Below are 23,128 nucleotides of genomic sequence, written 5' to 3'. Positions count from 1 at the left end.
CTGCTCACCCGCGGCGCGTGCCCTTCTTCGCGCCCGGCTTCTTGGCGACGGCGCGCTTCTTGGCGGCGTTCTTCGTCGCGCAGGTCTTCTTCTTGGCGGCCGCCTTCCTGGCCTTGACCTTGGCCTTCCTGCCGGCGGCCTTGCGCTTGGCGCGCTTCTTCTTCGCGCAGGCGGCGGCCTTCTTCTTCTTGGCGACCGGCTTGACCTCGGAGGACGGGGCTGTCGTCGGCGTGGTCGTCCCGGGCTGCGGGGCCGGGGCCGGCGCAGGGGCGCTGGGATCGGCCGGCTTGTCGGCGATCGGCAGGTCGAGCTTGATCCGCACGCGCGAGAACGCGTGGCTCGCCCAGGAGGCGTTGCCGGCGCCGTCGGTGCCGCGGACCTCGAACGTGTGCGCGCCGAGCGAGACCGGCGCCGGCGCCGTGTAGGTGCCGCCGTTGCACGGCGTCGCCGTCGCGCCGTCGATGCGGCAGACGTACGTGTAGGGCGCGCCGCCGTCGGCGGGAGCGGTGAACGTGAAGGTCGGCGTGGAGTCGATCGTCTTCGCCGGGCCGGCGATCGTGACGGCCGGCGCGGTGGCGTCGACGGCGAAGGTGCGGATCGCCGGGCTCGCGTCCGGCACGCCGTAGCTGACGTCGCGGACGCGGAACGTCTGGTTGGGGCCGTCGGCCAGCGCGCTGACGGTCTTCGGGCTCGTGCACGCGGCGAACGGCGCGCCGTTGACGCTGCACTCGAAGGTCGCCCCGAGCGTGGTGGAGACGAACGAGAAGGTCGGCGTGCGGTTGATCGTCGTCGTGCCGGTCGCGGGGCCGGCGGTGATGACCGTGTCGGCGTGCGCGGCGGCGGGAGCGAGGAGCGCCGCGGCGGTCAGGGCGGCGAGCGAGAGGGATCTGCGTGGCATGGGCCGATCCTCCGCGGCGGGCGCCGCGATGTCCGTGCCGACACCGTCTCGACCGCGTCTCACGCCGTGCGCCATCCCAGTTGCAGCACCGCCAGTTCGACGGGGTACGATCGTTCATCAGCAGCCGATGCCCCCGTTCTTGCCCTCTCCCGGCCAGCTCTCCGACGCGGCCGCGAACGTGTTCGACAAGCTGCTGCGGGGCGGGCTCGCCGACCTGCGCCCGACGCCGGCGCGGATCATCCACGAGGAGCCGCAGTGCACCGTCTTCCGGTACCTGCGCAACGACGGGGTGACGCCCGATCGCCCGCCGGTGCTCCTCGTCCCGCCGCTTGCGGCGCCCGCGCTCTGCTTCGACCTGCGCCGCGGCCACTCGCTCGCCGAGCACCTGCTCGACGCCGGCCACCCCGTGTACCTCGTCGAGTACGGGCCGATCGCGTTCTCCGACCGCGAGCTGGGGCTCGAGCACTGGGTCGAGGACGTCATCCCGACCGCGCTGCGCCACGTCAGCGCGGACACCGGCGGCGCGGACGTGCAGGTCGTCGGCTGGTGCCTGGGCGGCATCATGTCGATCCTCTCCGTCGCCGCCGGGCCCGAGTTGCCGGTGCGGTCGGTGGCCTGCGTCGCGAGCCCGTTCGACTTCCGCCGCGTGCGGCTGATCGCGCCGATCCGGCCGCTGGCGAACCTCACCAACGGGGCGGTCGTCACGCAGCTCTACCGCGCGCTGGGCGGCGCGCCGTCGCCGCTCGTGCGGCGCGCGTTCCAGCTCACGTCGATCGACAAGGAGCTGACGAAGCCGATCGCGATCCTCACCCGGCTGCACGACCGCGACTTCCTCGCGCAGCTCGAGGCGGTCGACCGCTTCATGGCGTCGATGCACGCGTACCCGGGGCGGACGTTCGGCCAGCTGTACCACCAGTTCTTCCGCGTCAACGACCTCGCCGACGGCCGCATGCGGCTGTCCGACCAGGACATCGACCTCGCGGACGTCCGCGTGCCGGTGCTCTGCGTCGCGGGGGAGGCCGACGTGCTCGCGCCGCAGGCGGCGGTCCACCACCTCGGGCGGCTGCTCCCCAACGCGCCGACGGTGCGGCTGGAGACCGGCCCGGGCGGCCACCTCGGCGTGCTGACCGGGCGCGCCGCGAAGCGCACGACCTGGCGGTGGCTGGACGAGTTCCTCACCGGGGCGCCGGACGCGGACGTCGCCGCGCGGGTGCCTGCGCCGCCCGTCGCGGCCTGACAGCGCCCTTGCGCGCGCAACCAGTTGGGCCGTCTACCCTGCGCCCGGCCATGACCCTGCGCCGTCCTCTCGCCTTCGCCACCCTCGCCGCCGCCCTCCTCCTCGCGCCTGCCGCCGCGCAGGCCGCGCCCAAGCAGCAGCAGCAGCCGACCGTCCGCGTCATCGCGCAGGGCGTGAAGGCCGGTGGAGTGGACCTCGGCGGCCAGACGATCGAGCAGGCGACCGCGACGCTCCAGGGCGGCGTCGGCGCGACGCTCCTGGCGCCGGTCGACGTGGTCGTCGCGGACAAGAGCTTCCGGCTCGACCCGGCGGCCGACGCGAAGCTCGCGTTCGACGCGGCGACCACCGCCAAGCGCGCGTACTACGCGGGCCGCGACAAGGGCCCGAACCAGGAGGTCGAGCTCGCGCTGCGGTTCTCCAACGCGTCGCTGCGCGAGTGGGCGAAGGACGTCCGCGCGAAGACCGGCCGCAAGGGCCGCGACGCGAAGGTCCAGATCACCGTCCGCAAGATGAAGCTGACGACGTCGGCGACCGGCCGCGCCGTCAACGACGTGCAGCTCGCGCGGCGGCTGGCCGTGACGCTCGCCGACCCGGCGCGCGCCCGCATCCTGCGCCAGAAGCTCCGCAAGACGCAGCCGGACGTCACGACCGACGAGGTGCGCAAGCAGTACGGCACGGTCATCACGGTCGACCGCGCGTCGCACAAGCTGCGCCTCTTCAAGCGCCTGAAGCTGTCGAAGACGTACGGGATCGCGGTCGGCGCCGCCGGCTACGACACGCCGCCCGGCCTGTTCCGCATCCAGAGCAAGCAGGTCAACCCGGCGTGGCACGTCCCGAACAGCGACTGGGCCGGCGGCCTGCAGGGCCAGGTCATCCCGGGCGGCGCGCCGAACAACCCGCTCAAGGCGCGGTGGCTCGGCGTCAACGGCTCGGTCGGCATCCACGGCACCGCCGAGGAGTGGTCGATCGGCTCGCGCGCGTCCCACGGCTGCATCCGCATGCGGGTCGCCGACGTGGTCGATCTGTACCCCCGCGTCCCGATGGGCGCGCCCGTGCTGATCAAGTAGGTCAGCGACCGCACACGCGGCGCACAACTTCTGTAGAGGTCCGCGAGCGGAACCTCCATGTTCCGTCTTGCGGGGTGGTGGATTCCTGGGAGACGGGCAGGCTGATGGGTGCAGGGCCCGCGAAGAGAGGCGCGGGTGCTCGTCCGTCCGCCCCCCGGCTCACGAGGACCCACGTTGCCGACTCTTCCGTTCCGGGCTCACGCCCTCGCGGCGCTCATCGCCGCTTGTCCAGGTGCATCCACGCCTGGCCATCTGCTCGAACCAGGAAGGGCCGAGCAGGTGGTGGCGTGCGTGGTCTCGCACGAGCGCACGCTCCGCGACCGCCCGGCGGTCGAGCGCGAGCAGCACCTCGACGAGGCGGCCTCGCGGCACGCCAGCGACATGGTCGCGCGCGGCTACTTCGCGCACGTCTCGCCCGGCGGCTCGACCCCGCACGACCGCCTCCGCCGCGCCGGCTACGCCCGGCAGCCGCCCTACCGCTGGGGCGAGGTCCTCGCGTGGGGCCGCGGCACCGGCGGCACGCCCGCGGCGATCGTCCGCGGCTGGCTCCGCTCCCCACCGCACCGCGAGATCCTCCTCGACCCCGCCTTCCGGCGCATCGGCGTCGGCGTCGCGCAGGGCACGCCCGCCGGCTCCTCGCGCGGGGTGACGGTCGCGGCGACCTTCGGCAACCGCTAGCCGGTCGCCGGGGGCGCCCGCCGGGCGGCGCGTGGCACATTGAGGGCATGGAGGAACCGCACTACCGCGAGGTGCTCGTCGCGATCGACGGGTCGCCGGAGGCGGAGCTCGCGCTGGCGCACGCCGCGCGCGTGGCGCAGGTCGACAACGCGCGGCTGCACCTGGTCGCGGTCGCGCCCGAGCCGCCGTCGCTGATCGGGCCGACCGCGGGCGTGACGCGGGAGCAGCTGGCCGACGACATCCGCCGCGAGATGGAGGGCGTGCTGCGGGACGCGAAGGCCCAGCTGCCCGACGACGTGTCGCTCGACACCCGGCTGCTGATGGGCGATCCGCCGGCCGAGATCCTGCGCGCGGCGGAGGAGGCGCGGTGCGACCTCATCCTCTTGGGCACGCGTGGGCGCGGGCGCATCGGGTCGCTGCTCGGCAGCGTCTCGCAGGCGGTGCTGCACCGCGCGAAGGCGACGGTCATCGTGGTGCACGGCCCCGCCGCCTGACAGGCGCCGCCCGCAGGCGCATCCGCGGGGTCGTCAGACTGGGTGCCGTGCCCCAGCTGGCCGAGGGAACCGAGTTCGCGGGCTGCCGCATCGAAGGTGTGGTGGGCCGCGGCGGCATGGGCGTGGTCTACCGGGCCACGCAGCTCGGCCTGGGCCGGCCCGTCGCGCTCAAGCTCCTCGCCGGCCCGAACGCCGCCGACCCCGAGTTCCGCGCGCGGTTCGAGCGCGAGGCGCAGATGGCCGCCGCGATCGACCACCCGAACATCGTCCCGGTCTACGCGGCGGGCGAGGAGGACGGCACCGCGTACCTCGTCCTGCGGTTCGTCAGCGGCACCGACCTGCACAAGCTGCTGCGCCGCGACGGGCCGCTCCCGCCTCGGCAGGCCGCGTCGATCGTCGCCCAGGTCGCGTCGGCGCTCGACGCCGCGCACGCCGCCGGCCTGGTCCACCGCGACGTCAAGCCGGGCAACGTCCTGCTGGAGGGCGACCACGCGTACCTGAGCGACTTCGGGCTCACGCGGCTCGCCTCGCAGGCCGCGACGCAGCTGACGCAGGAGGGCCGCTGGCTCGGCACGGCGGACTACGCGTCGCCCGAGCAGCTCGAGGGCCGGGCGACCGACGCGCGCTCGGACGTCTACGCGCTCGGCTGCGTCCTGTACGCCGCGCTCACCGGCGGGCCGCCGTTCCCCCGCGACACCGTCCCGGCGACGCTCCTCGCGCACCTCGGCGACGAGCCGCCCAAGCCCTCCGTGACCCCCGGCGTCCCGCCCGAGCTCGACAACGTGGTCGCCCGTGCGCTCGCCAAGGACCCCGCGCACCGCTACCCGTCCGCCGGCGACCTCGGCCGCGCCGCGCTGGCCGCCGCGCGCGGCGAGCCGGTGACCGAGGGGGAGCGGAGCGTCGCCCGCGGCGACGCGGCCCCCCACGCCCGCAACGGCGCCGCGACGCTGTGGGTCACGCCCGACTCCGACCCGACCCATCTCGTCGCCGACGACGCGACGCGGGTCGCGGGCGAGACCGCGGCCACGCGCCTGGCGCCCGGGCCCGCCGCGACCCGCGTGGCCGGGGACGCGCCGCCCCGCCGCAGCCGCGACCGCCCGGCGCCGCCGCCGGAGGACCGGCCGCCCGCGGTCAAGGTCCGCGGCCGCCGCAAGGGGCTCGCGCTCGTCTTGGCCGTCGTCGGCGCCGCGATCGCCGCGGGCATCGCGGCCGCAGCCATCTGGGGCGACGGCGGCGACGCGCCGCCCGCCGGCCCGCTGACCGCCGACGAGATCACGACCGTCACCGACCGCTTCGCCGCCGCGTACGCGAAGGAGGACGGCGCCGCGCTCGGCCGGACGCTCTCCCGCGACGTCGAGCGCGTCCTGCCCGCGAGCCGCCAGCGCGGTCGGGAGGCGGTCGTCGCCGAGTACCGACAGCAGTTCGCCACGATCCCGGTGCGGGCGTACCGCCTCGAGGACCTCGACGTCGACGCGGGCGACGTCGGCCGTGCGTCGGGCCGGTACGTCGTCGACCGCACCGACGGCCGCTCCTTCGGCGGATCGGTCGTCTTCAACGTCGTCCGGGACGAGCGCGGGCGACCGCGGATCGACCTCGTGATGACGCGGCCCGATCCATAAACGGGACGGAACTGATCCTCGGTCAGGTGGCCAGAAGGGCTCCGCGTGAGGTGCGTCACGGCCGATCGCCTGGCAGCCATGCCCGCTCGCTTCCGCACCCTCACCATCCCGGCCAAGCTCTGGCTCATCGTCGCGCTCGCCGCGATCGGCGTCATCGTCACCGGCTGGACGCGCCTCGACAGCGTCCGCCCGCGCGAGACGGACGCCCGCAAGGCCAAGCTCGAGAACCTCACGCAGGTCGCTCGTTCCACCATCGCCGGCTTCCAGGCCCGCGAGGCGAAGGGCGAGCTGACGACCGCCGAGGCCCAGGCCGGCGCGAAGGCCGCCGTGAAGGCCATGCGCTACGGCAAGGACGACTACTTCTGGATCAACGACATGGGCCCGAAGATGGTCGCCCATCCGATGAAGCCCGAGCTGGAGGGCAAGGACCTCAGCGCCAACGAGGACCCGAACGGCAAGAAGCTCTTCGTCGAGATGGTCGACGTCGTCAAGGCCGACGGGCAGGGCTTCGTCGCCTACGAGTGGGAGCGCCCGGGCGACGAGAACCCCGTGCCGAAGCTCTCCTACGTCGCCGGCTTCGAGCCGTGGGGCTGGGTCGTCGGCACCGGCGTCTACGTCGACGACATCGACACGGCCGTCCACGACGAGACCGTCACCGTCGTGTGGCAGGTCGCGCTCATCGTGCTCGTCGTCGCGCTGATCGCGTTCCTCATCAGCCGCACGATCTCGCGGGATGTCGCCACGCTCAGCGGCCGCCTGCGCGGGCTGGCGCGCGGCGAGGTGTCCGGCGAGGAGATCGCCGACGGGCCGGTCGAGACGCGTGCCGCGCTCAACGAGACCGCGACCTACCTGCGTGACGCGTCCGGCGTCGCCGAGCAGATCGCCGACGGCGACCTGACGATCGCGGTGGAGCCGCGCAGCGACGCCGACGTGCTCGGCCACGCCCACGCCAAGATGGTCGACGGCCTGCGCTCGCTCGTCGGCGCGATGTCCTCGAGCGCCGGCACGCTCAACGCCGCGTCGCAGCAGGTCGCGCACACGTCCGACGAGGCCGGCCGCGCGGTCACCGAGATCGCGTCCGCCGTCGGCGACGTCGCGCAGGGCGCCGAGCAGCAGGTGCGCCTGGTCGAGCAGACCCGCGAGGCCGTCCAGGGCGCCGTCCGCGCCGCCGTGGCGAGCGCCGAGGTCGCCCGCGAGACGGCCGCTGCGGCCGACGACGCCAAGCAGTCCGCGCAGGACGGCGTCGCCGCCGCCGACGCGGCCGCGACCGCCATCGAGCAGGTCGCCGCGTCGGGCGCCGAGGTCGGCAGCGCGATCCGCGACCTGGCCGAGCGCTCCGGGCGCATCGGCGGCATCGTCGACACCATCACCGCCATCTCCGAGCAGACCAACCTCCTCGCGCTGAACGCCGCCATCGAGGCCGCGCGTGCGGGCGAGCAGGGCCGCGGCTTCGCGGTCGTGGCCGAGGAGGTCCGCAAGCTGGCCGAGGAGTCGCAGGAGGCCGCGGGCCAGATCGCGTCGCTCGTCGGCGAGATCCAGGCCGAGACCGGCCGCGTCGTGTCGGTCGTCGAGGGCTCCTCGGAGCGCACCGAGGAGGGCGTCGCCACCGTGCGCCGCACGCGTGAGGCGTTCCTCGGGCTCGGCGCCGTCATCGACGACATGGGGCAGCGCGTCAGCGAGATCGCGGGCGCGGTCGACGAGATCGCCGCCGAGGCGCAGCGCGCGGAGGAGGACGTCACCGGCGTCTCCGCCGTCGCCGAGCAGTCGTCGGCGTCTGCCCAGGAGGTCTCGGCCTCCACGCAGGAGACCAGCGCGTCCGCGCAGGAGATCGCCGAGTCGGCGCAGTCGCTCGCGGTGACGGCGGACGAGCTCGAGCAGCTCGTGCACCGCTTCCGCGTCCCGGCCGCCGCCGCGGCCGCCTCCGACGAGGCCTAGCGGGCCGTCGCCACCGCCGCCCAGTCCTCGGTCGCCTCCAGGCGGCTGAGGACGGCGGCGAGCTGGCCCAGCATCCGGGCCAGCGTCAGGTCGGCCGGCCGCGGGCTCGCCGCGGCCGCCAGGCGCAGGAGGTCGGGGGTCGCGCGCCGGGCGCGCTCGAGCACCCCGAGCAGCGCGTCCGCGTCGAGCCTGGCGGTGCCGGCGGCGAGCTCGCCGCCGGTGGCGTGGAGGAGCGCGAAGGCGTCGGGCGCGAGGTCGGGAGGGAGGACGCCGAGGTCCGCGGTGGCGGCGGCGAAGCCCGCCTCGTTCGCGGTCGCGAGCGCCGCGAGGCCGCGCAGCCCCGCCTCCGCCCGCGCCTTCTCCACCGGCCGCGCGACGCCGAGCCCGAGCAGTCCGAGCGTCCCCCGCGGGCCGACGAGCACGTGCGTGTCGCGCACGTCGTAGGGGGCGAGCCCGGCCTCCAGCACCGCCGCGCGCCACGCCGCGACGATCGTCCGCGCGGCGCCGCTCGCGTCCCCCGGCCGAGCGCCGCTCGCCAGCGTCTCGCCGCGCAGCCACGTCGTCACGAGCACCTCGGGCGTCGACAGCTCCAGCTCCGGCTTTGGCACCGCCACGCCGTCCACCCCGCGCAGCGCGCGGCCGACGCGGCGCAGCGTCGACGCCTCGTGCTCGAGGTCCAGCTCGTCGAGCGCCTGCTCGCGCAGGTCGCGCAGCACCGCCCCCGCGTCGAGCCCCGGGAACGCCGCGCGCAGCGGCGCCGCGACGACGTCGAGGAGCGCGAGATCGTTGCGCACCGCGCGCTCGACCCCCGGCCGGCGCACCTTGATCGCGACCGCCGTGCCGTCGTCCAGCTCGCCGCGGTGGACCTGCGCGGTCGGCGTCACCGCGACGGGCTCGGCGACCAGGTCGTCGAGCACCTTGCCCGCCGGGCGGCCCCAGGCGGACTTCAGCTCGCTCTCCACGACCTTGCGCGGCAGCGGCTCCAGCACCGCCTCGCGCGCTGCGTCGATCTCAGCGAACCACCGCTCGCGCAGCGCGTCCGGGAGCGCGTCGCGGTCGATCAGGCCGTCCAGTCGCGCGATCGCGATCCGCGCGCTGGGCGCGCGCCGCACGAGCTGGATGCCGGTCTCGACCAGCGCCGCGACGGCGGGCGGGAGGTCTGCGCGCGCGGCCATCGTCAGCAGACGCGCGCCACGCGGAGCGTCACGGTCGAGCCGGGCTTGACCTCGGTCCCCGCCGGCGGGTCGATCGAGCAGACGCCCGTGTCGCCGGGCAGGAGGTCGTCGAACAGCCCGCCCCCGTCCTCGGTCTCCACCTTCAGGCCGAGCGCCTCCAGCCGCCCGCGCGCGCCGTCGAGCTCGTCGCCCTCGACGGCGGGGATGGTCACCGGCACCTCGCGCACGACGCGCAGCGCGGTGGTCACCGGCCGGCGGTCCTCGGCGACTGCGGCGACGTCGATCAGGTTCGCGCCCTCCTCCAGCGCCACGTCGGTCGCGAACGCGCCGCCGCTGACCGGCACCTGCCGGCCGAGCACGGTCACCTGCGCGCCGGCGGGCGAGACCTTGCCGCTCACCTGCACCGACTCGCCGTCCACGGTCGCGGCGTCCTGTGGGCCGGTCAGGTCGAGCTGCACCGCGCGCAGCACCTTCGGCGGCTCGTCCTCGCCGCCGCCGCACCCGACGAGGCCCGCCGCGAGCACGGGCAGGGCGAGGAGCAGGGCGAAGCGGCGCACAACGCCGCAGGGTACGGGCTCAGAGCACGCGCGGCGCCACGCGCGACCCCGGCGCGCGAGCGCGCGCCGGGGCGGCGACGACGCGTCCAGCGGTGCGCTCAGCGCTTGCGGCCGAACGGCCCCCAGATCGCGAACGTCAGCCCGCGGGCGCTGTCCGGCTGCGTCTGCGGGGTCTGGCCGGGGGCGAGCCGGTCGCCCTGCTGGTTGAGGAAGAACGTGTCGCCGTCGGGGCTGAAGCAGCCGCCGCAGAACTCGGTGGTGTTGAGGATCGTCTGGGCGAAGTCGTAGATCTCGCCGTTGCGGGTGACGCCGCGGACGAACTGCTCGCCGTTGGAGTCCTCCTGGAGGAACACGTCACCGGTGTCGGGGACGACGACGAGGTTGTCGGGGTTCTCCAGCTCCTCGACCGCGGTCGACTCGAAGATCAGCTTCAGCAGGCCGCCGTCGCGCCCGCGCGGGGTGTACTCCCACAGCTGGCCGAGGCCCGCGTTGCCGCCGGTCGTGCAGTCGAAGTAGATCCGCCCGCCGCTCGTCCACGCGCCCTCGGTGCGGTTGAAGATCGCCGCGCCCTTGGCCTGCGCCTCCGTGCGCACGGTGTCGGTCAGCGGGTTGGGCTCCTCGATCGTCACCCACTCGACCGGGAACGTCTGGCCCGGCGTCGCCTCGTCGGCGTCGAAGCCCGGGGCGTTGGCGATCTTCAGCGCCTGGAGCGTGCCGCCGAACGTCGCCAGGTCCCCCGCCTCGCGCGGCTGCCGGCGCGGGAGGAACCGGTAGAACGCCGCGTTGCCGCGGTCCTCGGTCTCGTACAGGACGCCGTCGAGCCACGCGACCGCCTCGTGCGAGAACCGGCCCGCGTCGAGCACCGGCTGCGGGGTGACCGGGCCGTCGGCGTCGGCCGGGATCTCGAAGATGTACCCGTGCGGCACGCCGGTCCCGGGCGTGACGTTGCCCTCGGCCGAGCCGTAGTTGAAGATCTCCTCGCACGTGATCCACGTGCCCCACGGCGTCTGGCCGCCAGCGCAGTTCGTGTGGGTCCCGCCGAGGACCGCGAACGCCTCCTTCACGCGCCGGTCGCGGCCGACCACGAGCTTCGTGTTGCCGCCGCGGACGTTGACGTCCGGGTCGTAGCGCTTGCCGGTCGGCACCTCGACCGACACCTCGCCGGCCCGCGAGCGGTTCTCGTGGTTGCGGATGAGCACGGTCGTGCCCCACGCGCCGCGGAACGCCGCCATGCCGTCGAAGATCCCCGGCGTCGGCTTGCCGTCGCGCAGCGGGTCGCCCGCCCGCGAGATGACGCGGTACTGGAAGCCGGGCGGCAGCGCGAGGTACTCGACGCCGGAGTCCAGCTCGCGGGTCGGCTTCAGGTCGCCGTAGCCGGGCGCGGCCGGCCGGGGCGGGTGCGAGCGGCGTAGGCCGAGATCGGCGTGCCGAGGGCCAGCGCGGTGCCGGCCGCAGCGGTGCCCTGCACGAACGTCCGGCGGGTGGTGTCGACGGCCACAGGGAGTCTCCTCGAGTCGGGGGTGACACGACCCGGGCAGCCTCCAGGCCAGGAGGGGCGCGACGGTGAACGTTCCGTGACCGGCCGTGTCCGGCGCGTCGCCGCGCGCCTACGATCGGCCGCGATGGCCGCCGACGCCGTCCTGCCCCAGCCCGAGTCCGAGCCCGCGCTGCGCGACGTGTACGCGCCGCCGCCCCCGCCGCCGGTCCCCCAGCGGCAGGAGGCGGTGTCCCGGCGCGCGCTCCTGCGGCTCGGCCCCACTCGGCGCTCGCGCGTGCCGGTCGACCACGCTGCCGCGACCGCCCGCGTGCGCGCCGAGTGGGAGGCCCCGGCGCACCTGCCGCTGCTGGCCGCGCTGGCGCCGGTCGCCGACGTGCTCGCGGACGCCGCGGAGGTGCGCGACGGCGACGCGGTCCTCGACGTGGGCGCGGGCGACGGCAACGTCGCCCTGGCCTGCGCCGCCCGCGGCGCGCAGACCGACGCGTGCGACCTGGCCGACGCGATGGTCGCCCGCGGCCGCGCGCGGTGCGGCGGCGCGGTCCGCTGGCGGCAGGCCGACGCGTAGGCGCTGCCCTACGCCGACGCCACGTTCGACATCGTCGTGTCGGCGTTCGGGCTCGCGCTCGCGCCCCGTCCGCTGCGGGCGGTCGGCGAGGCCGTCCGCGTCTGCCGTCCCGGCGGCCGGGTCGCGCTCGCGGCCTGGCTCCCGCGCGGGCTGCCGGGCCGCCTGGACGAGTTCGTCGAGGCGCTCGCGCCGCTGCCGCAGGGCGTGCCATCGCCGGCGCAGTGGGGCCGGCGCGACGTGGCGCTCGCCCGGCTGGAGCCGGTGCTCGAGGACGTGGAGGTCCGCACGCGCACCGTGCCGCTCGCGTTCGCCTCCGCCGACGCGTGCTTCGACGCGCTCGCCCCGATCGGCCTCGACACCGCGCAGCGCGCCGCGTTGCGCCCGTCGTTCGACCGCCTGCTCGCGAGCGCGAACAACCGCCCGCCCGCGGTCGAGCTCGACGCGCGCTACCTCGTGCTCACCGGGCGCCGGCCGGCCGCCGGCTAACGGCCGACGCTGCCGCGGAACAGCACGCCCGCGACGGCGGCGACGATCAGCGCGAGGATCGGGATGCCCCAGCCCAGCAGGCCGGCGATGGCGAGGATCGCGGTGACGACGAAGACCGCGGCGGCGGTGCCGCTGGTCATCGCCAGCCGGTAGGCGCGCTTCTCGCGCTGGCGGCGGGTCGGGCGGGCGCCCGGACGGCGGGACAGGTCGCTCATGCGCTCCAGTGTGGCGGACCGATACGGCAACGTCGCGTCACCAGGGGAACTTCCGGGGTGGCGCAACACGCAGGTATCCGGTAAAGCTCCCGGCGATGACACGGCACGGATGCCGGGCGTACGCCGCCCTGCTCGCGATCACGGCGGCGGTCTGCGTCGCGCTGCCTGCGCAGGCCCAGGCGCAGTTCGGCAGCTGGGACTCGGCCGACGGCGTCGTGCAGGCGCGCGAGGGCGACCAGGAGCCTCCGGTCACCACGAGCGACGGCGAGACCGCCGGTGACCTGCTCGCGCACGCGTACGGGTTCGAGCGCACCTCGTCGCCGGTCGCGTACGTGCGGCTGCGCTACTTCTCCGAGCTCAGCCCGGGCCGGGAGGCGCTGACGGCGCTCGACTTCGACCGCGACGGCGTGCCCGAGATCGGCGTCCGCACGCGCGTCCGCATCACCAACACGTCCGGTGGCGACAGCCAGCCGTACGACGTCTACGACCTGCGCGGCTCCGGCACGACCGCGGCGTGCCTCGTCCTCCCGACCGACCCGGCCAAGCGGCTGTTCGGCGGCAACACGACGGCCGACGGCTCCAACCCGGCGCGCATCGCCGTCGACGTCACGCAGCTCACCGCGACCGTCGGGGCCGGCCTGATGCGGTACGCGCCGCGCCTGGTGACCCTGCTCGTGGACGACGCGGCGGCGGCCGGCGGCACGCAGCGGGACGCGATCCCCACCGCGGCCGGCGGCGCGGGTCGCTGCGGGGCGGGCAACGCGGGCTGGCCGATCCGGTTCGCCGACGCCACCGACCGGGTCGTCCCGGGCGACTCGATCAACGGCAGGTCGATCGAGGAGGACCCGGCCGACAACCCGTCGGGCAACGCCGACCTGCGCCGCGTCGCGCTCGAGCAGCGCGAGCACCTCGCGTACGCCGGGGACGCGGTCACGCCCAGCTCGACCAACCTCGACGTCGCGCTCTACCCGGCGGACCTCACGCTCGACTTCCAGAGCACGACCGCGCTGAGCACCGTCACCTACCTGTGGCCGCACGGCTCGCGCAAGAGCCCGATGGCGATGGTGCTCACCGAGCGCGTCGCCGGCGACAGCACGAAGGTCCGCGTCAAGATCGCGCGCAACCTGCGCCAGTGGGACCTCGACGCCACGTTCGGCGCCCGCGCGTGCCTGCCGGTCGCCACCTCGACGACGCTCGGGGGCACGCCGCTCGTCGACCCGGAGGACGTCATCACGGTCGACCTGCCGCTCACGGCGGGCGTTGACGGCGCGCGGCGCGTGACCGTCGCGCTCGACGCCGCGCTCGAGGAGATCCAGGGCACGTCGCGCAGCGGCCAGGCGCTGTTCGAGCTGCGCTTCCACACGATCTCGAGCCCGGGCGAGATCTTCCCGCCGGCGGAGGTCGACCACGTGCCGTACCTCGCGGGCTTCAGCCCGGACGGCACCGCGCTTGCCTCGGGCTGCCAGGCGCCGGGCAGCGGGGCGGGCGCGTTCTCCAACCCGCAGTACGGCGCGTACGTCTACCCCGACCGCACCGCCTTCGCCGGGCCGAACCCGCCGACCGCGCAGCTCACCGCGACGCCCAGCGCGGCGACGCGCGCGGACGACGTCACGTTCTCCACCGCCGGGACGAGCGGCGGGACGCTGCGCTGCTTCCTCGGCGGCAACCCGTTCCGCCTCGACCCGTGCCCCACCGGCGCGGGCCTCACGAGGAGGTTCGACCAGTCGTTCCGCGCGTACCTGACGGTCGACACCGCGGAGGGCACGTGGGCGTCCGACCACGCGGACGTGACGATCGTCAACGCCGCGCCGACCGCGGACATCGAGTTCGACGGCACGCCGCCCGCGCAGGGCAGCGACGGGACGTTCGCGATCGTCGGCGGCCAGCCGGTCGAGGTGCCGCTGAAGGCGACCGCGAGCGACGCCGACCCGGGTGCGGTCCTCAGCTACAGCTGGTCGGTCACCCCGACGCTGCCCGGGCTGGGCGGCACGCAGACGAGCAAGCTCGTGCCGGTCTTCACCGCGCCTGGCACCTGGACGGTGCGGGTCGACGTCAGCGACGGCACGGACACGACGACCGCGACGCGCACGATCCAGGTCGTCCGCGCGCCCGCCGGCGACGTGTCGATCAAGCCGGTGGCGAAGGTCGTCGCCGGCAACCCGTTCGACCTCGAGGGCGTCGTCGCCGGCAGCGGCCACCAGGCGCTGACGTGGGAGTGGGACGTCGACGGGAACGCGACCGAGGAGTGGGTGAGCGGCGCGCAGCTGCGCACCGGCGTCACGGTCGCCGCCCCGAACCCGGCGTACCCCGTCCGCGTGCGCGCGACCGACGCGGGCGGACGGCGCGCCACCGCGACGCTCGCGCTCAACGTGCGCCGGGCCAACGAGCAGCCGCCGCTGGCCGCGCTCGTCGTCACGGAGCCGGGCGGCGGCGCGACGTCCGGGGCCGCGGTGACGTTCGACGCATCCACCAGCCGCTACGTCGACGTCGACGGCACGCCGCAGGGCCAGGTCGGCACGAGCCCGTCCGACGTGCGCTTCCACTGGGACTTCGGCGACGGCGCCACGCAGACGACCGACACGGCGCGGGTGGAGCACGTCTACGCGGGCTCGGGCGCGTACGAGGCGCGCGTCGTCGTGGAGGACCGCCGCGCGACGCCCAGCAGCTCCTCCAACCCGGCCGTGCAGACCGTGCTCGTCGCGCCCGGCGCCACCGACGCCAACGCCCCCGCGGCGGTCATCGCGCGGCAGGAGCCCGCGCCGGACAAGCCGGTGTTCGCGAACCGGGCGATCACGCTGTCGGCGTTCGGCAGCGCGGCCAAGCCGGGCCACGGCCCGTTGAGCTACGCCTGGGACCTCGACGGCGACGGCACGTTCGAGCACGCGACGGGCGACCAGCTGCAGGTCACGTTCCGCCCGCCGGCGGCCGGCCCGCTCGACGTCCGCGTGAAGGTCACCGACAAGTACCGCGCGACCGCGGTCTCGGCGGCGCTGCGGCTCGACGTCCACCCCGAGCCGACGAAGGCGCCGCTCGCCAAGCTGACCGGGCCGAAGGAGCTGACGCTCAACGGCGTGTCGGTGAGCGGCACGCTCGACGCGACCGGCTCGGTGGGGCAGAACCTCGACCCGGCGGTCCGGTTCGAGTGGGACCTGGACCTCGACGGGACGTTCGAGACGCCGACCGGCGGCGAGCCGCGCGTCACCGCGACGTTCAAGGCCGCGGGCGACAAGGTCATGCGCGTGCGGGTCACCGACACGTACGGCAACCAGGCGATCGCCGAGCACACGATCCGCGTGCGCTCGTTCCTCGACGCCCTCGCCGGCTGCGACGGGGCGACCGCGTTCCGCGAGGTCGGGTACGGCCCGGTCAAGCTGCGCGGCTGCATCGCGACGATCCAGCGCCCGAACGCCGGGCCGCTGTACATCGGCAAGGGCCGGCTCTCGCTCGGCGGCCTGATCATCACCGGCGCGCGCGGCTCCACCGCCGTGCGGCGCGAGTTCCCCGACTGCACGAGCACGGACTGCACCGCGGCCGTGGCGCAGTACAACGACCCGCGCCAGGCGTGGGCGCTCGCGCTCGACCCGTCGCAGGGGACGCTCCAGTCCAACGCGCCCGCCGCGATCACCGCCGAGGGCACCGGCATCAACCTGCCGCTGTCGCTCGACGTGCTCGACGTGACGCTGCCGTACAAGCCGGAGGAGGGAAGCGGGTTCACGATCCGCACCCCGACCGGCAGCGCGCTGTTCGACTTCCCCCTGAAGGGGTCGGCGACCGTGACGTTCCCGTCCGAGGGCGAGACGGTCGTGAAGCTCGACGTCGGCCTGCCGAGCGTGCTCGACGGCATCACCGGCAAGGCGCAGATCCGCGCGACGCCGACGCAGGGCGTGGTGCTCGACGAGCTGCGCGTCGACGTGGGCCAGGTCTTCCTCTCGAAGAAGCTCGGTCTCGGCGAGCTGTACTTCGTCTACAACCGCCAGCAGGAGCTGTGGGGCGGCGGCGCGACGATGCGCATCCCGTCGCCCACGCGGCTCGACGTGCGGGCGGAGGTCGAGGTCCAGCACAACCGCTTCAAGCGGATCTTCGCGGGCGTCGAGGGCATCAACCGGCCGATCGCGAAGTTCATCTTCCTCCAGGGCATCCGCGCCGGCGTGGCCGTCGACCCGGTCGACCTCACGGGCGGCATCACGCTCAGCGCCGGCCCGCGCATCAAGGGCATGTACATCGTCGGGCTCTACGGCGACTTCCGCGTGAAGTTCCCGAGCCCGGACGCGAACTACACGCTCTTCCAGCTGACGGGCCGGACGCGGCTGCTCGACTTCCCGATCGCCGACTCGTTCATCCAGTTCTCGTCCAACGGGTTCTTCGAGATGGGTGGCGGCATCGACGCGGACTTCGAGGTCGGCTACGTCGAGGCGGGCATCCGCGGGTGGGTGACAGCGAACGCGTTCAACGTCGACGGCGACGCGGAGGTCGGCGTGAAGCTCGACGGCCGCCGCGTGGCGCTCATCGGCGCGCACGCGACGCTGTCCACGCGCGGCATCGCGGCGTGCGGCGAGGTGCCGGTGATCAACCTCGGCGGCGGCCTCGGCGCGCGCTGGGGCGAGTCGATCGAGGCCTTCTGGGGCTGCGACCTGGACCCGTACCGCGAGGCGCGGCCGGCCGACGCGCCCGCCATCCCGAACGACGGCGGCGCGGCGACCGCGGCCACCGCCTCGGGCTCGACGGTGTTCGGACGGCTGGACGAGCGGGCGCTGCGCTTCCGTGGGGCGACCGCGCGGGCGGCGGCGTCGCGGCGCGGGCACGAGCTCGTGATCCCCCGCGGGACGGCGAAGGCGCTGCTGACCGTCGACGGCCGGCGCGGCGCGCCGCGGCTGCGGATCGTGGACGCGCGCGGGCGGACGGTGCTCGCGACGCCCGGCGACGGCAAGGACACGCTGACGCCGCGGATGATGGTGCGCCACGACGTCAAGCACCGGCGGACGCAGATCCTGTGGAAGAAGCCGCCGGCGGGCCGGCTGTACGTGCTGCGCCAGCAGGGCTCCAGCGACGTGCGCGCGGTGGCCATGGCGCTGCCGTCGAAGCAGCGCAGGATCACCGCGCGGGTGACCGGCGAGGGCCACGCGCGCGTGCTGCGCTGGAGCGTGACGCCGAAGCTCGAGCGCGGGCAGAAGCTGCTGCTCGCCGAGGAGGGCGTCGGCGCCGGCCAGGAGCTGATCCTCACCGCGAGGTCGCGCGGCGCGCTGCGCTTCTCGCCCCAGGGCGGCGCCGCGGGCCGGCGCACGATCCAGGGCACGCTGGTGACGAGCGGCCTGCCCGCCGAGCCCAAGGTCGTCGGCCGCTACACCGCGCCGCCGCCCGCGGCGCCCGACCGGCCGCGGGAGCTGCGCATCGAGCGCGGCGAGGGCCAGGTCGTCGCGCACTGGCGCTCGCTCACCGGCATCCGCCCCGCGGACTGGCAGCTCGAGGCGCGCGTCAACGGCACCCGCCGCCAGGTCTACGTCGCCGCGGGCAAGCGCCGCCGCATCATCGTCCCGGACGTCACCGCGGGCGACACCGTGCGCGTCTCGCTCGTCGGCCGCACCGCGTCCGGCACCGAGGGCAAGGCCGCGACGGCGACGCTCGCGGCGGGGATGCGCTGGTCGGACGGCCGCGGCGCCCGGCTCGGCACCGCGCAGCCGCGCGCGGTGCAGGTCAAGCGGCTCGCCAACGGGCAGACGCGCATCACGTGGCGCACCGGCGGGGCGTTCGTCGAGCGCTTCGCGGTGCGGGTCACGGCGGGCGGCAAGACGCTCGACCTCGCCGCGCCCGGCCACGTGCGCGCGCTGCGCGTCGACGACCTGCCGGAGGACGAGCGGGTCACCGTGACGATCCGCGCCTCCCGCTACGGCGGCGCCGGCTGGTCCCCGGCGGCGACGGGGCGGCTGGCGGAGTAGGGCCGGCAGGTGGCGGGAAGCCCCCTTCCATGGAGGCTTCCCCCACCCGCCCGCTCGCGGTCGTCACCGGCGCGTCGAGCGGCATCGGCTTCGAGCTCGCCAAGCAGTTCGCCACCAACGGCTTCGACCTGATCGTCGCGGCGGAGGACGCCGAGCTCACGCGCGCGGCGCAGGAGATCGAGGAGCTCGGCGCGCGCGTCGACGCGCTGCAGGTCGACCTCGCGACCGACGACGGCGTGGACGAGCTGTACGGGCGCATCCAGGCCGACGGCCGGCCGCTCGACGCGATCGCCCTCAACGCCGGCATCGGCTCCGGCGGACGCTTCGCCGAGACGCCGCTCGAGCGGGAGCTGCAGCTCGTCGACCTCAACGTCCGCAGCGTGGTCCACCTCGCCAAGCACGTCGTCGGCGACATGGTCGTCCGCGGGCAGGGCCGCATCCTGATCACCTCCTCGATCGCCGCGACCATGCCGGGGTCGTTCCAAGCGGTCTACAACGCGTCCAAGTCGTTCGTGCAGTCGTTCGCGCTCGCGCTGCGGCACGAGCTCAAGGACACCGGCGTCACCGTCACCTCGCTGCAGCCGGGTCCGACCGACACGGAGTTCTTCGAGCGCGCCGACCTGGAGGACACGCGGATCGGCACCGGCCCGAAGGACGACCCGGCCGACGTGGCCCGCGACGGCTTCGAGGCGCTCATGAACGGCGACGAGCGCGTCGTCTCGGCGTCGCTGCAGACCAAGCTGCAGGGTCGCGGCTCGCGCTTCCTGCCCGACAGCGCCAAGGCGGCGCTGCACGGCAAGATGGCCGAGCCAGGCTCCGGGAAGAAGGACTAGCGGGCGGAGGCGCCGCCGGAGGCGGCCGCGGCCGGGGCGGCCGTCTTCGAGGCCGCGGTGACGGTCGTGCCCGCGCTCGCCCACGACTTCAGCATCGGCAGCGGGTCGATCGGCTCGCCGCCCTCGTACCAGCCGGGCGCGGTCCAGAACTCGAAGTGCAGGTGGCAGGCGCTGGCGCGGCCGGTCTGCCCGACGACGCCGATCGGCTGGCCCGCGAGGACCGGCTCGCCCTTCTGCAGCGGCGACGGCTCCTGCAGGTGCATGTACGCCTGGCTGGTCCCGTCCGCGGCCTGGATGACGATGTAGTTGCCGGCGTTCGACTGGAACTTGTTCATCTGCACCGTGCCGCCGAGCGCCGCGACGAGCGGGGTGCCGCAGTCGGCGAGCACGTCCTGGCCCTGATGGCCGCGGCCGCCGCCGAAGGTGTTGACGAACGTGCCGAAATCGTGCTCGCCCTGCACCGGGAAGATGCCGCTGCCGGCCGCCGGGAGCGACGCGGGCGTGACCACCGCGCGTGCCTTGCGGGTCGGGAGCACCTTGAGCGACGGGCCGGTGAAGCCGCCGGTCGCCGCGATGATGCGGATCGGGCCGCTCTTCGCGGACGTCGGCACCTTGACGATGACGCGGTGCGGGCTCTTCTCGGTCGGCGTCGCGCGGCGGTCGTCCCGCGCGCCCTTGCCGCCGAGGAAGACGACGCTGCGCGTCGCCGCGAGGCCCTCGCCGCTCAGCCGCAGCACGTGCCCGCGCGGGCACGACGTGGCGTCGCCGGTGCCGCACTTGAGCGCCGCGACCGCCGGCTCCTCGTACGCCGCGCCGCCGCCGGTCGCCACCTGGTCCGCCTGGGCAGCGGCCGGGAGGGCCACCAGCGCGGTCAGCAGGCTCAGCGCCGCCAGCGCGAGTGCGCGGCAGCCACGGGCACGGTGTGTCGTCTCGTAGGAAGTCACAACTGGTTGGGTGCCTACGAGGTGAGCTGACGGGCTCGCGCAGTGCGCTACGACCTCTTGCGAAGTCGATTCGCCCCATACGACTGGGTCCCCCGTTCACCCCCGGCGGACCAGGAGTGATTCGGCGGCCGGAACAGTAGCGACTCTGTGCGACATAACAAGTCAGCAGCGCGCCCCGACGCTGTCGCGACACGCACGAGGGGCGCCTCGCGGCCGTGGACGGCCCCCGGCTCCTCGCCGATCCGGACAAGGATCGGCTTCGAAACCGTGTGCCGTCCACGACCACGATGCGGGCCTCGTGCGCGCCACGCCGTAGCGCCGGAGCGCGCTGCTGCCTCCGTCGGTGGCGGGCCCCGTCTCTCGTCAGCGGCGAAGCGCCTGATACCGGCGGATCGAGAGCGGCAGGAAGACCGCGATCAGGACGAGCGGCCAGGCGATCGCGAGGAGGAGCGCGTGGTCGGCCGCCCAGGACGTCCCCTCCCACCCGGGGTTGCCGAAGAGGTCGCGGACCGCCGCCGCGGTGGAGGAGAGCGGGTTCCACTCCGCGAGCGTCCCGAGCACCGCCGGCATCGAGTCGGGGGAGACGAAGACGCTGGAGAGGAAGCCGATCGGCCAGACGAGGATCTGGATCGCGACGACGGCCTCGGGCGAGCCCGCGACGAGGCCGAGGTAGACGCCGATCCACACGAACGCGAGGCGCAGCAGCAGGAGGAGGCCGAGCGCGGCGACCGCGTTCCCCAGCCCCTCGTGCCAGCGCCAGCCGAGCGCGAGGCCCGCCAGCAGCAGGACCAGGAGGCCGGCGAGCGACTGCAGCAGGTCGGCGGCCGCCCGCCCCGCGACCACCGCCGACGGTGCGATCGGCATCGAGCGGAACCGGTCGGTCACGCCCTTCGACGCGTCGGTGACGATCGCGATCATCGTCGCCTCCACGCCGAACGCGACGCCCAGCGCGAGCATGCCCGGGAGCAGCAGCTCGTCGTAGTCCGCGCCCGGCGGCACCTCCATCTGGCCGCCGAACAGCGCGCCGAAGAGGAAGAGCGTCAGCACCGGGAAGAGCAGCGTCACGGCGACCGCGCCGGGCTGCCGCGCCCACTGCCAGGCGGCCCGCAGCGTCATCGTGCGCGCGTCGAGGATCGTCCAACGGGTCATGCGGCCACCCCTCCGGTCAGGCTCAGGAACACCTCGTCGAGCGTCGGCCGGCGCAGCGCGACGTCCTCGGGCACGACACCCGCGTCATCGAGCCCGCGGACGGCGCCGGTCAGCGCCGCCACGCCGTCGCCGGCGCGGACGGGCACGCTGATCCGGCGCGCGTCCTCGTCGACCTCCGGCGGCCCGGAGCCCACTCGCGCGAGCGCCTCGCGGGCGCGCGCCACCTCGCCGTCCTCGCGCACCACGACGTCGATCCGGTCGCCGCCGAGCCGCGCCTTGAGCTCCGCCGGCGTGCCCTCCGCGACGCTCCGCCCGTGGTCGATCAGCGCGATGCGGTCCGCGAGCTGGTCGGCCTCCTCCAGGTACTGCGTCGTCAGCAGCACGCTCGTGCCGCCGTCGACCAGCGCCCGGATCGCCGCCCAGACCTCGCTGCGCGAGCGCGGGTCCAGCCCCGTCGTCGGCTCGTCGAGGAAGAGCACCTCGGGCGCGAGGATCAACGACGCGGCGAGGTCGAGCCGCCGCCGCATGCCGCCGCTGAACTTGGACACCGGCCGCTTGCCGGTGTCGGTCAGGCCGAACTGCTCCAGCAGCTCGTCCGCCCGCCGCGCCGCCTCCGCGCCGCTCAGGTGGAAGAGCCGGCCGAAGAGGAGCAGGTTCTGGCGCCCGCTCAGCGCCTCGTCGAGCGCGGCCTGCTGGCCCACGAGCCCGAGCCGCTCGCGCGCCTTCACCGGGTCGCGCGCGACGTCGATCCCCGCGACCTCCGCCCGGCCGCCGTCGGCGTCGAGCAGCGTGGCGAGGATCCGCACCGCCGTGGTCTTCCCGGCGCCGTTCGGGCCGAGCAGCCCCTGCACCGTCCCGGGCGTGACCTCGAGGTCGAGGCCGGCCAGCGCCTCGTGCTCCCCGAACCGCTTCCGCAGTCCCTCCGCGACGACCGCAGGCGTCGTCCGTTGCATGCCGATCCCCTTTAGATTCGCTGGCGGCGCGCGCCCTCCGCGCGCCTTGCCGTACGCAATACCGTACAACATACGGAAATACATGGCCCCTGAGTTCACCGGCACCGGCGACCCCGCGAAGACGCTCGCGCTGCTCTGGCGTGGGCGCACGCCTGCGCCAGCGGGCGAGGCCCGGCCCAAGCGCGGTCGTAAGTCGTCACTGACCGCTGACCAGATCGTCGCCGCGGCGATCGAGGTGGCCGATGCGGAGGGGCTCGGCGCGCTCGCGATGCGGCGCGTGGCCGAGCAGCTCGGGGTCGGGACGATGTCGCTCTACACGCACGTCCCGGGCAAGCCGGAGCTGCTCGACCTCATGTGCGACGCGGCGCTCGCGGAGGTCCGCGGCCCGGCGGACGTGGAGGGCGGCTGGCGCGCGAAGCTCGAGCACGTCGCGCGCGAGAACCGCGCGCTCCACCTCCGCCACCCGTGGCTCCTGCAGATCGCCGCCACCCGGCCGCCGCTGGGCCCGGGCGTGACCGACAAGTACGAGGCGGAGCTGCACGCGGTCGAGGGCATCGGGCTCGATGACGTCGAGATGGACGCGGTGCTGACGCTCGTGCTCGGGTTCGTCAGCAGCGCGGTGCGCGGCGCGGTCGAGTCGGCCGAGCTGGAGAAGCACACGGGCATCACCGACGAGCAGTGGTGGGCCGCCCGCGCCCCCATCCTCCCGCGCGTCATGGGCCCCGACGACCAGTGGCCGCTGGCCTCGCGCGTCGGCCAGGCGGCGGGCGAGGCGCACCGGGCGGCGTCGAACCCCGAGCACGCGTTCGAGTTCGGCCTCGCGCGCGTGCTCGACGGGATCGAGGCGTTCGTGCGCACCAAGACGGCCTGAACCCCCGCGAACCTCCCGTGC

General features: G+C 75.1%; 18 protein-coding genes, 1 pseudogene and 1 riboswitch. Of the genes and pseudogenes, 10 read left to right on the top strand and 9 right to left on the bottom strand.

Annotation, left to right across the window (positions count from 1 at the left end):
- Positions 1 to 4: 4 nt before the first annotated feature.
- Positions 5 to 898 carry a hypothetical protein gene (locus tag AC1UE5_RS14960; protein ID WP_482924826.1) on the bottom strand — a complete coding sequence of 298 codons (894 nt, stop codon included), beginning with the start codon at positions 896 to 898 and terminating at the stop codon, positions 5 to 7.
- A gap of 127 nt (positions 899 to 1,025) precedes the next feature.
- On the opposite strand from AC1UE5_RS14960, the gene AC1UE5_RS14955 reads away from it, so the two are divergent.
- The 6 genes from AC1UE5_RS14955 to AC1UE5_RS14930 all read left to right on the top strand — a co-directional run bounded on the left by AC1UE5_RS14955 (position 1,026) and on the right by AC1UE5_RS14930 (position 7,928).
- Positions 1,026 to 2,135 (top strand): polyhydroxyalkanoate synthase family protein, encoded by a 1,110-nt coding sequence (locus AC1UE5_RS14955; RefSeq protein ID WP_482924824.1) that lies wholly within the window; start codon positions 1,026 to 1,028, stop codon positions 2,133 to 2,135.
- Positions 2,136 to 2,185: 50 nt separating this feature from the next.
- Positions 2,186 to 3,202, top strand: a complete 1,017-nt coding sequence (locus tag AC1UE5_RS14950) for a L,D-transpeptidase family protein (RefSeq protein WP_482924822.1) — start codon at positions 2,186 to 2,188, stop codon at positions 3,200 to 3,202.
- Positions 3,203 to 3,493: 291 nt separating this feature from the next.
- Entirely contained in the window at positions 3,494 to 3,880 is a 387-nt protein-coding gene (locus AC1UE5_RS14945) for a CAP domain-containing protein (protein WP_482924820.1), read from the top strand.
- Between the two features lie 47 nt (positions 3,881 to 3,927).
- Complete coding sequence (locus AC1UE5_RS14940) at positions 3,928 to 4,374, top strand: universal stress protein (RefSeq protein ID WP_482924817.1); 447 nt, start codon at positions 3,928 to 3,930, stop codon at positions 4,372 to 4,374.
- A gap of 47 nt (positions 4,375 to 4,421) precedes the next feature.
- Complete coding sequence (locus tag AC1UE5_RS14935; RefSeq protein WP_482924815.1) at positions 4,422 to 5,993, top strand: protein kinase domain-containing protein; 1,572 nt, start codon at positions 4,422 to 4,424, stop codon at positions 5,991 to 5,993.
- A 78-nt stretch (positions 5,994 to 6,071) separates the two neighbouring features.
- Complete coding sequence (locus tag AC1UE5_RS14930; protein ID WP_482924812.1) at positions 6,072 to 7,928, top strand: methyl-accepting chemotaxis protein; 1,857 nt, start codon at positions 6,072 to 6,074, stop codon at positions 7,926 to 7,928.
- Here AC1UE5_RS14930 and AC1UE5_RS14925 read toward each other — a convergent pair.
- From AC1UE5_RS14925 to AC1UE5_RS14910, 4 genes are all read right to left on the bottom strand, one after another.
- Complete coding sequence (locus AC1UE5_RS14925; RefSeq protein ID WP_482924809.1) at positions 7,925 to 9,103, bottom strand: AarF/UbiB family protein; 1,179 nt, start codon at positions 9,101 to 9,103, stop codon at positions 7,925 to 7,927. The genes AC1UE5_RS14930 and AC1UE5_RS14925 overlap by 4 nt on opposite strands.
- A gap of 2 nt (positions 9,104 to 9,105) precedes the next feature.
- The gene (locus AC1UE5_RS14920; RefSeq protein WP_482924807.1) at positions 9,106 to 9,660 is read right to left on the bottom strand and encodes a PASTA domain-containing protein; all 555 of its coding nucleotides are present in this window, start codon (positions 9,658 to 9,660) and stop codon (positions 9,106 to 9,108) included.
- A 98-nt stretch (positions 9,661 to 9,758) separates the two neighbouring features.
- Positions 9,759 to 10,952: an alkaline phosphatase PhoX gene (locus AC1UE5_RS14915; protein ID WP_482925054.1), complete on the bottom strand. Its 1,194-nt coding sequence runs from the start codon at positions 10,950 to 10,952 to the stop codon at positions 9,759 to 9,761.
- A gap of 68 nt (positions 10,953 to 11,020) precedes the next feature.
- Complete coding sequence (locus AC1UE5_RS14910; RefSeq protein ID WP_482924805.1) at positions 11,021 to 11,158, bottom strand: twin-arginine translocation signal domain-containing protein; 138 nt, start codon at positions 11,156 to 11,158, stop codon at positions 11,021 to 11,023.
- 124 nt (positions 11,159 to 11,282) lie between these two features.
- Between AC1UE5_RS14910 and AC1UE5_RS14905 the strand changes: the two are divergent.
- Positions 11,283 to 12,209, top strand: a pseudogene (locus AC1UE5_RS14905) (class I SAM-dependent methyltransferase).
- On the opposite strand, the gene AC1UE5_RS14900 reads toward AC1UE5_RS14905, so the two are convergent.
- Positions 12,206 to 12,424: a hypothetical protein gene (locus tag AC1UE5_RS14900; protein WP_482924803.1), complete on the bottom strand. Its 219-nt coding sequence runs from the start codon at positions 12,422 to 12,424 to the stop codon at positions 12,206 to 12,208. The pseudogene AC1UE5_RS14905 and the gene AC1UE5_RS14900 overlap by 4 nt on opposite strands.
- Positions 12,425 to 12,519: 95 nt before the next feature.
- Here AC1UE5_RS14900 and AC1UE5_RS14895 point away from each other — a divergent pair, with 95 nt between their 5' ends.
- On the top strand, positions 12,520 to 18,357 hold the full coding sequence (locus AC1UE5_RS14895) for a PKD domain-containing protein (RefSeq protein WP_482924800.1): 5,838 nt from the start codon (positions 12,520 to 12,522) through the stop codon (positions 18,355 to 18,357).
- A gap of 29 nt (positions 18,358 to 18,386) precedes the next feature.
- Positions 18,387 to 19,190 carry an SDR family NAD(P)-dependent oxidoreductase gene (locus AC1UE5_RS14890; RefSeq protein ID WP_482924797.1) on the top strand — a complete coding sequence of 268 codons (804 nt, stop codon included), beginning with the start codon at positions 18,387 to 18,389 and terminating at the stop codon, positions 19,188 to 19,190.
- Here AC1UE5_RS14890 and AC1UE5_RS14885 read toward each other — a convergent pair.
- The 3 genes from AC1UE5_RS14885 to AC1UE5_RS14875 all read right to left on the bottom strand — a co-directional run bounded on the left by AC1UE5_RS14885 (position 19,187) and on the right by AC1UE5_RS14875 (position 22,236).
- Positions 19,187 to 20,134, bottom strand: a complete 948-nt coding sequence (locus tag AC1UE5_RS14885; protein ID WP_482924794.1) for a M23 family metallopeptidase — start codon at positions 20,132 to 20,134, stop codon at positions 19,187 to 19,189. The two genes, AC1UE5_RS14890 and AC1UE5_RS14885, sit on opposite strands and share 4 nt — an antisense overlap.
- A riboswitch (cyclic di-AMP (ydaO/yuaA leader) is annotated at positions 20,130 to 20,271 on the bottom strand. (Overlaps the previous gene by 5 nt.)
- Positions 20,272 to 20,497: 226 nt before the next feature.
- Positions 20,498 to 21,283 (bottom strand): ABC transporter permease, encoded by a 786-nt coding sequence (locus AC1UE5_RS14880; protein WP_482924792.1) that lies wholly within the window; start codon positions 21,281 to 21,283, stop codon positions 20,498 to 20,500.
- Positions 21,280 to 22,236 carry an ATP-binding cassette domain-containing protein gene (locus AC1UE5_RS14875; RefSeq protein WP_482924789.1) on the bottom strand — a complete coding sequence of 319 codons (957 nt, stop codon included), beginning with the start codon at positions 22,234 to 22,236 and terminating at the stop codon, positions 21,280 to 21,282. The genes AC1UE5_RS14880 and AC1UE5_RS14875 overlap by 4 nt, the downstream gene beginning before the upstream one ends.
- A gap of 82 nt (positions 22,237 to 22,318) precedes the next feature.
- Here AC1UE5_RS14875 and AC1UE5_RS14870 point away from each other — a divergent pair, with 82 nt between their 5' ends.
- Positions 22,319 to 23,107: a TetR/AcrR family transcriptional regulator gene (locus tag AC1UE5_RS14870; RefSeq protein ID WP_482924786.1), complete on the top strand. Its 789-nt coding sequence runs from the start codon at positions 22,319 to 22,321 to the stop codon at positions 23,105 to 23,107.
- Positions 23,108 to 23,128 lie beyond the last annotated feature (21 nt).

The sequence above is a fragment of the Parviterribacter multiflagellatus genome (assembly GCF_056863265.1).
This window is presented reverse-complemented; position numbering and strand designations above follow the sequence as displayed.